Genomic DNA, 11,850 nt, shown 5'->3' on the forward strand with positions numbered 1-11,850 from the left:
TTCACCGAAATTTAAGGCAATCTAAGGCGAGAAAAGACTGCCTGGGCAGGGTGAATAAAAGTGTATTCATGAACACGTTTCCTGTGCTTGTCGGAATGAAGTATTGCGAAATTACTTCTGTATATAGTCTTCTTTTTCGAATCTTCTGAAATCATCTTTTGAGATTGAGATTTATCGATACGAATTGTCGATAAAATAGACAAAAGGGTCTGGAAGTGGTATAGTGAATCCATGAGGTTGCCGGGTGGTGAGTTTTTCGCTATTGGGTGCCTGAAGTGATAAGCGGGAACTAGGTCAGGACTGAAGTTTGAATTGTTCTGGATTAGTCATCGCGAAAGAGTCCCTCCTACTGATTAGCTGCATACATGCCGGTAGTTAATCTTCTTCCTTCCACAGGCGTGACGTAAGGGCAATGATTATGAGCCGCATGCTTATTTGTCTCGTTCCGGTATTGTCAATGATCTTGTCGGGTTTCCCAGTCTCTGGCGCAGAACCGAAGGTGAAACAGACAGACTCCAAAGGGTTGGAGTTATTCAAGTCTCAGATTGAGCCTGTGTTGGTCAAACATTGTTACGAGTGTCATTCCAAGCAGGGGAAGAGTGTCGAAGGTGGCTTAGAGTTGGACTCACCTTCCGGCATGATGCGCGGCGGCGATACGGGGCCGATGGTCAAGCCCCACAATCTCGAAAAAAGCTCGCTGATTCAAATGCTTCGTCACGAAGGTGATGTATCCGGTATGCCACCTGAAGAGAAACTCTCTGACGAGGTCATCGCAGCATTTGAAGAGTGGATTCGTCTTGGAAGTCCCGATACTCGTAAAGAAACCGGGCCAACATTGAAAGAACAGCGTCTCAAAGCAGCCAAACAACACTGGTCGTTCATCCTACCTCAGGCAGTCAAATCACCAAAAGTCAAACTTAGTGATTGGCCCCACGATGCAATGATCGATGGATTCATTCTTTCTGCTATTGAGAAACATGGTATGAAACCAGTTGAGGATGCAAATCGCCTGACACTGGTTCGACGTGTTTATTTCGACCTTATTGGAATGCCACCATCACCTCAGGAAGTGAACGCATTTCTTACCGACAAATCACCCGATGCATTACCAAAACTGATCGATCAGTTACTGGAGTCACCCCGGTTTGGTGAACGATGGGGACGTCATTGGCTTGACGTAGTTCGATTCGCGGAATCCAGTGGTATGGAATTCAACTTTTCTTACCCACATGCCTGGCCTTACCGCAATTATGTGATTGACTCTCTGAATCAAGACAAACCCTATAATGAATTTTTGCGAGAACAAATAGCAGGCGATCTGATACCTGTGAAAAAAGGCGATTCTCCGGAGGTGATCGAAGCCCGTCGGATTGCGCCGAGTATGCTGGCCTTTGGACCCAAACGTCACAATTCAAGTGGAACAGGGTTTCGCATGGATATTGTGGACGATCAAATCAACACAGTCAGCCGTGCTACGATGGCTTTGACTGTTTCTTGTGCTCGCTGCCACGATCACAAATTCGATCCGATTCCCACAGCCGATTACTATGCTTTGGCCGGCATCTTCTTGAGCACTGAGCCCCTGTATGGCACGATCAAACAAAAATATAGCAACAGCCCTACCGACTTGTTACCCATTGGCCCTGCTGCCGAGGCATTGCATGTTGCTGCAGAAGAATATGAAAAGAAAATTCAATCGACTGAAAAAACGCTGACAACCAAAAAAGAAGAATTAAAGAAAGCGACCGAAGCTCAGAAACTAGCCACTACTAATAAAGCAAAGGTGGAAAAATTGGTTGCGACGACTGTGGTGGCAATTCCTGGTGCAGATGGCAAATCAGAAGTGGCCTCCGCAAAAGACACTGCAAGTCAACCGTCCCAGGCAGATTTGGATAAGATCAACGTGGAATTGAAAAAAGCGACTGCGCTTGTATCAACATTGACGGGACAAATTAAACCACTGGAAACGCAAATCGCGGAGCTGAAAAAGAATCGTCCTGCACGACCGCAATATGCAATGAGCGCCCGGGATCGAAAAAAACCGGCCGACACAACAATTGCCATTCGTGGTGATTTCCGTGAGAAAGGGGATGTCGTCCCACGTGGTTTTTTAAGCGTTGTAAAATTAGAGGGCTCCCCCAAGATCCCAGCGAATCATAGCGGGCGTCTTGAACTGGCTGATTGGATTATCGATAACAAGAATCCACTGACGGCGCGCGTGATGGTGAATCGAATCTGGCATCATTTGTTTGGCCGGGGGTTAGTTCCCTCTGTCGATAACTTTGGTCTGATTGGCAAAGAGCCAAGCCATCCTCAGTTACTGGATGCGTTGGCCTTACGATGTGCGAAAGAAGGCTGGTCAACAAAAAAAATGATCCGCGCAATGATACTCAGCCGGACCTACCAGCTAAGTAGTGCTCCCAGTGCAAAGAATATGAAGATCGACCCAAATAATCGTCTTCTCTGGCGGGCCACTCCCCGTCGGCTTGATGCAGAAGCAATTCGTGATGCTGTTCTCACAGTCAGCGGACAGCTAAACCTGGATCGTCCGAAGGCTTCGACTGTTACGCCACTTGGTGACACACTCGTACGCGGTGTCGCGACTGATAAGCTTCAACCCCCAAGTAACTATCGAAGTGTGTATTTACCAGTGGTTCGGGATTATGTCCCCGAATTGTTTGATTTGTTCGATTTTCCATCACCCAGTCTGGTCAGCGGAAAGCGTGCGGTCACGAATGTTCCATCGCAGGCACTTTATCTTCGTAATTCTAAGTTTATCACTGAGCAGGCAAAGCATGCCGCAAAGCGGTTGTTAGCTTCAAAGCAAGCGACCGATGATGCGGCAAAGGTTGAGTTGGCTTTGAACTGGGCTTTAGCTCGTTCTGCCTCCAAGACTGAAAGGGACGGGGCTTTGCAATTGATTCAGCAGATTCGAAAATCCGGTGATTCCAAAAATAACGAGACTGAAGTCAATGCCTGGGCTGCCTGGTTTCAAACTTTGTTTATGACAGCCGAATTTCGTTTCCTCGTAGATATTAAATAACAAAGAATACGGAACAAAGAATGCGATCTGCCGGTCTTTCACACTAGTACATCAAATAGGAGTGACTCTCCGATGAGAAATCAGATATCACCAATGAAAGTGTCACGCCGTCAATGGCTCAAAACTGCTACAGGCAGTCTGGGGGGACTGGCATTGAGCGGTTTATCTTCCCCTGCTGCTTCTGGTGCTGGTTTGCTTTCCCCTAAAGCGGCACAATTCGCACCGAAAGCAAAACGAGTTATTTTCCTGTTCATTAACGGTGGTCCTTCTCAGTTTGAATCATTTGACTATAAGCCAGAACTGAAGGCCAATGGCGGCAAAAAAGGGGCAAATAAAGGTAAGCTTCTGGCTCCGCTTTATAACTTTGCTCAACATGGTGAAAGTGGAATGTGGGTCTCTGATGTCTTACCACATCTAGCCCAGCAGACTGATCATCTTTGTATGCTGAACGGTATGACTGGTCCCAGTCGCGCACATCCCATTGCGATTCCGATGTTGCACACAGGAGAATTCCAATTCGTTCGTCCTTCATTTGGTTCGTGGGTCTTGTATGGTTTAGGGACTGAAAATCAGAACTTACCAGGTTTTTTCACCATTAAACCAACGCGAACTTTCGGGGGTCCGGCAAATTATGGTAGTGCTTTTTTGCCGAGTACTTTCCAGGCTACGCGATTGGGATGGCAAGGCCAACCGATTAAGAGTGCTTCGATCAGCAATCTCAAAGCGAACCACAGCCTTTCGCCCGATGCAGAGCGAAGTGCTTTAGATTTAGCTCAAAAAATGAACCAGCAACTTCTCAGTCAAACTGAATCGGCACGGGGTGTGATTGATTCTCTCAATCTGAGCGAACAAATGCGCGACGCGGTTCCCGAAGTGACCGATTTGACTCGGGAAACAAAAGAGACTTTTGATATGTATGGCATTAATGGAGGCCCTACCGACGACTTCGGACGCCAATGTTTATTAGCGCGCCGTTTGAGTGAATCGGGAGTACGGTTTGTTGAAATCAGTTCAGATGGTTGGGATCATCACAGTGGTCTCGATAATTTCAAAAAGAAAGCTGAGACGATCGACAAGCCTATTGCTGCATTATTGGCAGATTTGAATCAACGTGGTCTGTTAGACGAAACGTTGGTTTTGTGGAGTGGCGAATTTGGACGTCAGCCCGAAACTCAAGTTCTCTCTGGAAAAGAAACACTGGGGCGTGATCATAACGCCGCGGGTTATACAGCCTGGCTTGCAGGTGGTGGAAGTCGCGGCGGTTTGACACATGGCGTAACCGATGATCTGGGTTACAAGACTGTTGAGGACGAGGTTCATCTTCATGATCTCCACGCCACTATGCTTCACATGCTTGGCTTGGACCACAAGAAACTCGTTTACCGATTTGGTGGTCGTGATTTCCGCCTCACGAACATTCACGGAAACGTGATTCACGATATTGTCTCGTAAAGTTAGAAATGGAATCGAGTACAACTATTGCTCTGATACTGATGAGAAGCAGTACTCGGTTTGAATTAAGACCTGCAAGTCTTACCGTAAATCACGACAGCTAGCGTTGGTCTGAATACCTAAGCGATGATTTCCTTGATTGGCTCACCGAAGTCGACGTCGAGCCGTTTGTGCCCGGGCACTTCCATTTTGCGTGGGTTAAGTCCCAACTGATGTAATACGGTGGCATGTAAATCAGTAACGTAGTGCCTGTTTTCGACTGCATGAAAGCCGATTTCATCGGTAGCTCCGTGAACGATACCGCCTTTGATTCCGCCGCCCGCCATCCAGATCGAAAATCCATACGGGTGGTGATCTCTCCCATCAGCGCGTTCTGAACCGGGAGTTCTTCCAAATTCCGTTGCCCAGACGACCAGCGTTTCGTCGAGTAGCCCTCGTTGCTTGAGATCTTTCAGCAGACCGGCAATCGGTTTATCGACCGAGCCGATTTTCTGGCTGTGGTTTTTCTTCAGTTTGTTGTGTGCGTCCCAACCATCGTTGTAAATTTGAATGAACCGTACACCCCGTTCTACTAACCGCCGGGCGATCAATGATTGCTGGCCAACTGCCTTTGTCTGATTGTCGTTCAATCCGTACATCTCTTGAGTGGCTGCCGTTTCATCACTGATCTTGACAACTTCCGGCACAGCCATTTGCATGCGGAAAGCGAGCTCATACGATTTAATCCGAGCGCGCATTTCTGGATCATGGGGGTATTCGACGCCCGCTATTGAATTCAATTCACCTAATAATTCAAGTTGACTTCTTCGTTCTTCCTTATAGACTTTTCCTCCCGGTGTACCAAATGGTAGTGGGTTGGATGGATTCACAGACATCTTCACACCGGAATGCTCGGGCCCTAAATAGCTACCATCATGGGCGCCTTCTCCGCCGCAACAATCACCGGGGGGGGAGCCCATAACGATATATTGCGGAAGGTTGTCGTTGAGTGACCCTAATCCATAATGAATCCAGGAACCAATCGAAGGGAAGAATCCATCAAAGATGTGCCGACCTGTGTGGAATTGTAATTGGGCGGCGTGGTCATTATCTGTCGTCCACATTGAGCGAACCACAGCCATGTCATCCGCACAGGTTCCGAGATGTTGCCACCAGTCGCTGATTTCGGTACCGCATTCTCCCCATTTTCGGTGGCCAACTTGCAGGGGATATAATTTTCCCATTAACTTTCGTGGGACGCCTGAAAAGTCACGGACGTTTTTACGGTAGTAGGGTGATTTTGTTACAAGGTCGTTAAATTCTGAATCTCCTATAGTCAATCCGCTATATTTATTCAGTGCCGGTTTCGGGTCAAAACTTTCCATGTGGCTTGTGCCGCCCATCATGAAATACCAGATGACAGATTTGGCTTTCGGTGCAATGTGCGGCAGTCCACTCGGCAAGCGCGGCTCGGCTGCAGAAAGTGCATTCTGCGAAACGCCATCGGTCGAGAGCATATCTGCCAGTGCAATACCCGTAAGCCCCATGCCACAATCAGATAGAAACGAGCGCCGGTTGACCTGACCAGTCGAATTGCTTCCATTCGAATTTAAATGTTCAGACATGATATCTATTCCTGAAGTTCAAAACTAAATGACGGAGCCAGTGTTGGGTAATCTTACTATCGATTCTTGATATCGAAATCATTTAACGTATTGTTACAAAATCATTATGACTGTATAAAACGTGCACGAGGTTTTCGCGTGCACGTTGATGATGATCGGATGAAGGAGGGCGTTTCGAAGTGCCCCCGCCTGGAAATCTCTGATGACCCTTCTTTTGTAGTAGTGTGGTATGGTGAGTTAAAAACTTCAGGCAGGCTGTTAATTCTGTCTGTTTTGCCGGTCGCGAAAGTACTTGTGCAAAGGCAGCCTGAATGAAGGCCTGTTCCGTTTTTTTATCAGTTCCCGAACCTGTTTCCTCAGTTAACTGGCTTGCCAACAGACGTGCCTGATCGAGGGCCAGTGAACTGTTCGTTAAGGCAAGCGACTGTTGAGGAACCACGCTGACCGATCGCTCGTAACAGGAGTTTGGGTTGGCTAAGTCGAACAGTTCCAGAAATTCCATTTTTTCATTTGGTGTGATTCGGAAATACAGGCTTCGTCTGAGAATGTTTTCACCTTGTTTTTCTTCCAGTTCAGGGCCGCCCATTTTTAAATCGAGAGTGCCTGCTGTTGCTAATAAACTGTCGCGGACCACTTCTGCTTCCATCCGACGAGAATTCATTCGCCATAGAAAGTGATTGTCTGGGTCAGTGGCAGAATTCGATTCACCTTCACCATCTGTAGAACTCATACGGTACGCGTTTGAAAGAACCATTAGTTTGTGCATCGGTTTCATTTGCCAGCCGTTTTCGATAAACGAGATCGCTAACCAGTCTAGCAGTTGAGGGTGTGTCGGTAGTTGGCCGTTTAAACCAAAGTTTGCAACGGTGGGTACAATTGCCTGATTGAAATGTCTTAACCAGATATGATTGACGGCGACGCGAGCGGTGCGCGGGTTTTTCTCGTTCGCAATCCAGCGTGCCAGTGCCAAACGGCGACCCGTACTGGTTTTGGGATAAGTGGTTCCCAGTGGAGAGTATTTGGTGTTTTCCTGTTTGATTGCCGCTGTAGCTGTTTTATGTTTATTTTGAGCAGCTGTCAGCATTTTTTCGGCGGTTACCAATTTAGGGTTGGCTTTTTCTTTCGTGCCAGTTTCTGGAACCTTCAGAGCGGCAATATCACGCTTTATCTGACGGATAGCAAGAACCGCTTGTTGGACGGCGAACTCCCTTTCCTGTTGGCTGGCTTTTTTTGCGAGTTTTACAAACGATTTGTCATCGGTAATTTTAGCTTGCTCGGCGGCAATACGTGAATTGAGCGATGTTGATTCAGCGGTTCGGCTGCGAATTTTTTGTTGGGCCAAAGCAACGCTGGCTATTGCCACTGAGAGCTCCTGCTCCAGATTTTCTTTTGTGGGAGGCAGAAATGGGGAGCGTTTCTTTTGTTCCAAATTAGTTGCTAACTGAAACCCTGATTGAATTTTTTCGATCCTGAGTTCATGGAACTCTGATGTTGCTGAATGATTCCACAAAGCAAAGTTACCAACTTTACGTGCGATGGGCATCGTATACACAATTTTCAATTCGCCGTTCAACCATACATTGAGCAGTTGTCCCTTGACGACAAAATCAAGTATCACTTCTTCATCGAGTTTAATATCACACGGAAATACTCCTGCCCGAGGGTATGTTTCTTTTCCACCTTGTCGGTGAAAAGCCTGTACGGTGGCCTTATTGTTAGCGATCGCAGTATAGATTGCCTGGGCATCAATCATTTGGTCCATATCAAAGAACAGGCCGACAGAATGTACTCCGCCGGGTTTGAGCGTTTTGTATCTGAGTCTACCTTGAAAATCGAGTGGTAAACTGGTTTTCGTTGACATCGTGACAAATGAGCCTACCTGAGTCTGAGCAAGTCGCCCATTCTTGTATTCCCATTTTCCAGAGTGAGAATTCCACAGTTGTGGATTCGGTTTCTTGAAAAGATCGACGAGCAGTTCACTATCTTTGTCAGTTTCTGTCGTTTGGCTGACCTTGGTGTTATTGATGTTGGTCAGTTTTTCTTTAATACTCGTGACAACCGCTTGTGCGTCTTTTAATTCAGACTCAGCCAGGTCAATCTTCTTTTTGACGGTTTTCATCGAGTCTTTCAATAATCCAGGTTTCAATGCGGGATAATAACTTTCAACGGGTAACGTAACAGGCTTAATTTCAAGTTTTGCGTTACCGAGGACAGCTGGAACACCGGGTTTCACCGGGTTCTCTTTGTCGGGTTGTCGATCATCGCCTCGGATGAATAAGTAAGTGGGGACACTGGGTTCTTTGTCGAAAACGCGCGCGAGCCCATCCTTGAGGGCACTGAACTCCGTTCCGTCTTTCACTTTTTTTGCGCTTGCTGAGATTGCATCAGTGCGGACATTGTGTGGTTCGAAGAAGGCGCGGAAACGATAGTAGTCCAATTGTTCCAGAGGGTCGTATTTATGTTCGTGACAGCGGCAGCATTTCATGGTCAGTCCCAAAAATGCAACCGAGGTTTGTTCAACAGTTTCGTACATCCAGACGTTGCGGTCAAATTTGTACCAATTGCGTCCCAGGAATCCGGTGGCGCGGACGACATCGGAATTTCCAGGTTCGAGTTCATCTCCGGCCAGCATCTCAAGAATCATACGATCGTAAGGTTTATCCGAGTTGACGGATTCGACAATCCAATCGCGCCAACGCCAGATATGCCTCTGGCTATATCTGATTTCATTATTTCCTCGGCTGCCGTACCAATCGCTGTATCGCCAAACGTCCATCCAATGCCGTCCCCAGCGTTCACCGTACTGAGGGCTGGCTAGCAGTTTGTCGACAGTCGCTTCGTAGGCAGCTTCTGATGGATCTGCCAGAAAAATGTTTAATTCTTTTCGTGTGGGAGGCAGGCCGATTAAATCGAGATACAGTCTGCGTAATAAGATCGCCGGGTCGGCAGAGGGGCGGGGTACCAAACCGCGTTTTTCGTGTTCGGCTGAAAGAAACGCATCGATTTCGTTGCGGACCCATTTCGCGTTTTTCACCTTCGGGACGGCAGGTTTTTGTTGTAGTTGATAGGACCAGAATTGCCGCGGGTCATTCTCTGGTTGTTCATTCTCAGGGGCATGTGCGCCTGAATTGATCCAGTCACGGATTAATTTCAACTCATCGGCGGTTAAATGTTTGCCACCTCCTTCTGGTGGCATGCGGAATCCGGCGTCACCAGTCAGGACGCCTAGCAGAAAACTTTCGTTCGCTTTGCCTGGTTCGAAGCCAATCTCATTTTCACCACCTTTTTGCAAAAATTTGGCCGTATCGACACGGAACCCTGACTGCTGCTTGAGCGGTCCATGACATGACAGACATTTTGTTTTCAGCAACGGCTTAATTTCTTTGAGATAATCTACCTGTTCTTCAGCAAGAGCAGTGACCGCAGAGAGAAACGTTGCCAGAAATAAAGTCAGGCAATATTGAATAAGCTGCTTTGAAGTCATCGGGCAGGCAGGCTCCAATAGAATTGGCGGGACAGTCATCGTAGCAGGTAGGATAATTTCTGAGGATATCTAACAAATTATAACAAGTGATCCAGATTATTACAAAAGGTTTAATCTCACAGACAAATATTTTTTCCAGACAAGATCGTTTTAGGGAAGTTTCCAATTGATCCATGGTTGTTTCAGTTTTTTTCTTTTCAGTTCAAATTTCACCCAATGATTGCCTTTTTTGTATCTGCTACAGATTCTGCTGACTGTTGTAAAAGAATCGTGTTGGTAGCTTGTTCATCATTCCTTTTTAACAGAAAAAATGTAATCCAACCCGATGTTTGAATACGTACTTTGGGACGTAGAGCTGTTTCGTGTGAGGCTTGCTTTCTCCTGCAAACGGGGTATACACTTTTAAACGAAGCGTATTAAGCATGAATTTCGAAACGTGAGGGGATGCAAATGTCAAAACTAACACGTCGAAAGTTTATTCAGTCAAGTGCCGTGATCGGCTTGTCAGCTGCTTCCTATACTCGTGTTGCTCGTGCCGCCGCCGATGGGGGACGTCCAGTGATCGGATTCGTCGGTTGTGGAGGCCGTTCCCGGAGTTTGCTGACTGGTTTTCGTGACGATGCTATCGTAGCGTGGGCCTGTGATCCGGATATAAAACGTGCCCAATCTTTTAAGGATGCATCTGGTGCAAAGCAGGCGACAGCTGATCTGCGTCATGTTTTGGATGATAAATCTGTTGACGCAATTGTGGTGGCAACCCCCGACCATTGGCACGCACCTGCTGCCATCATGGCCTGCGAAGCTGGCAAGCATGTTTATGTTGAAAAACCTTGTAGCCATAATTTTCGAGAAGGTCAATTGCTGGTTGAAGCGGCTCGGCGAAATAAAATGATCGTGCAGCATGGAACTCAAAGCCGAAACCACTCATTAATTGTTAATGCCATGCAGCTGCTACGTGAAGGCATCATTGGTGAAGTACTGATTTGCAAGGCATGGAATGTTCAACGTAGAAGAAATATTGGACATGTGAAACCGTCCTCGCCGCCGGATCATGTTGACTACAACACGTGGGTTGGACCTGCTGAATTCATGCCTTATCAGTCGAATCGGTTTCACTATGACTGGCATTGGTGGCATAACTTTGGAACAGGGGATATTGGTAATGATGGTACCCACGAAATTGATATTGCGCGATGGGGTTTGGGTGTTAATGGTTTGCCAACCACTGCATCGGCAATCGGAGGGAAGTATTACTTCGATGACGACCAGCAATTTCCAGATACGGCGACATGCGTATTTCAGTGGCCTGGTGACGGCAACGTGGGGCAGCAAAAACAGCTGATGTTTGAGATGAGAATTTGGTCGAAGAACTATCCTCACAATTGCGATAGCGGCATCGAGTTTTACGGTACTAAGGGAATGTTGTTTGTCAGTAAACGAGGTAAGTTAAATGTTTGGGACGATTCCAATAAGCCCGTTGCGAATCTGTCGCCGAATGAAACGCCGAAGCTTCCCAAGAATCATCAAGTCGATTTCCTGGAGGCAATCACCACCGGTCGCAAACCAGCGGCTGAAATCGAAATCGGTCATGATTCATGCAGTCTCGTTCATTTAGCAAATATTTGTGTCCGCACGGGACGGTCATTGAAAATTGACCCGAAACAGCAAGCGATTATAGGAGATTCGGAAGCGACCAGGATGTTAGGCCGCAGCTACCGTGCTGAAGGACATTGGTCTGTACCCAATGCATGAATGAGGATGGGACTACTACATGAGACACATTAAAAGACGATGTTTTTACGTTTATGTTATGCTAACGTGTATTACTGTCACTGCGTCTGCACAAAAACCTCGTCTGACATTCACACGAACTGACCACCAAATAGAGATCAATGTCAACGATAAGCCTGTTGCCTCGTATGTCTACCACGACAAACTGATTTCTCGACCTTTTTTTGCCCACGTCAAAACACCAAATGGAGTTCAAGTCACTCGCAATCATCCTCCTCAAAAAGGAGACCGTGATGATCACGCGACGATGCATCCGGGAATCTGGCTGGCATTTGGTGATCTTGGCGGTGCCGATTTTTGGCGTAACAAGGCTCAAGTCATACACGTTAAGTTGATACAGGCACCATTATCGGAACGGAATATGGGATCGTTCATTCAGTTGAAACGCTATGTACGACCTGATAATTCAGTCGTATGCGATGAAGAGTTTCGCGTTTCGATTCGCGTAGATGAAAATGCTTGTTTCTTCTTTCTGG

General features: G+C 47.0%; 6 protein-coding genes. 4 read left to right on the top strand and 2 right to left on the bottom strand.

Going from position 1 to position 11,850, the window contains the following annotated elements; genetic code table 11:
• Positions 1-418 precede the first annotated feature (418 nt).
• Positions 419-3,043 carry a DUF1553 domain-containing protein gene (locus tag Q0668_RS15675; protein WP_298866349.1) on the top strand — a complete coding sequence of 875 codons (2,625 nt, stop codon included), beginning with the start codon at positions 419-421 and terminating at the stop codon, positions 3,041-3,043.
• Between the two features lie 72 nt (positions 3,044-3,115).
• Positions 3,116-4,495: a DUF1501 domain-containing protein gene (locus tag Q0668_RS15680; protein WP_298866350.1), complete on the top strand. Its 1,380-nt coding sequence runs from the start codon at positions 3,116-3,118 to the stop codon at positions 4,493-4,495.
• 119 nt (positions 4,496-4,614) lie between these two features.
• On the opposite strand, the gene Q0668_RS15685 is transcribed toward Q0668_RS15680, so the two are convergent.
• Both Q0668_RS15685 and Q0668_RS15690 read right to left on the bottom strand, forming a co-directional pair.
• Positions 4,615-6,099 carry a DUF1501 domain-containing protein gene (locus Q0668_RS15685; protein ID WP_298866354.1) on the bottom strand — a complete coding sequence of 495 codons (1,485 nt, stop codon included), beginning with the start codon at positions 6,097-6,099 and terminating at the stop codon, positions 4,615-4,617.
• 82 nt (positions 6,100-6,181) lie between these two features.
• Positions 6,182-9,583 (bottom strand): PSD1 and planctomycete cytochrome C domain-containing protein, encoded by a 3,402-nt coding sequence (locus Q0668_RS15690; RefSeq protein WP_298866356.1) that lies wholly within the window; start codon positions 9,581-9,583, stop codon positions 6,182-6,184.
• Between the two features lie 450 nt (positions 9,584-10,033).
• On the opposite strand from Q0668_RS15690, the gene Q0668_RS15695 reads away from it, so the two are divergent.
• The gene (locus Q0668_RS15695; protein WP_298866358.1) at positions 10,034-11,335 is read left to right on the top strand and encodes a Gfo/Idh/MocA family oxidoreductase; all 1,302 of its coding nucleotides are present in this window, start codon (positions 10,034-10,036) and stop codon (positions 11,333-11,335) included.
• Positions 11,336-11,354: 19 nt separating this feature from the next.
• Positions 11,355-11,850, top strand: a 496-nt coding sequence (locus tag Q0668_RS15700; RefSeq protein ID WP_298866360.1) for a DUF6807 family protein, incomplete at its 3' end; no start/stop codon positions are given.

Source organism: uncultured Gimesia sp. (assembly GCF_937910335.1).
In the GTDB taxonomy this organism is placed as follows: domain Bacteria; phylum Planctomycetota; class Planctomycetia; order Planctomycetales; family Planctomycetaceae; genus Gimesia.

Excerpts from the sequence above, each read along its gene's own strand:
- Q0668_RS15680 (WP_298866350.1), top strand. The coding sequence starts at position 3,116 with ATGAGAAATCAGATATCACCAATGAAAGTGTCACGCCGTCAATGGCTC.
- Q0668_RS15685 (WP_298866354.1), bottom strand. The coding sequence starts at position 6,099 with ATGTCTGAACATTTAAATTCGAATGGAAGCAATTCGACTGGTCAGGTC.
- Q0668_RS15690 (WP_298866356.1), bottom strand. The coding sequence starts at position 9,583 with ATGACTTCAAAGCAGCTTATTCAATATTGCCTGACTTTATTTCTGGCA.
- Q0668_RS15675 (WP_298866349.1), top strand. The coding sequence starts at position 419 with ATGAGCCGCATGCTTATTTGTCTCGTTCCGGTATTGTCAATGATCTTG.
- Q0668_RS15695 (WP_298866358.1), top strand. The coding sequence starts at position 10,034 with ATGTCAAAACTAACACGTCGAAAGTTTATTCAGTCAAGTGCCGTGATC.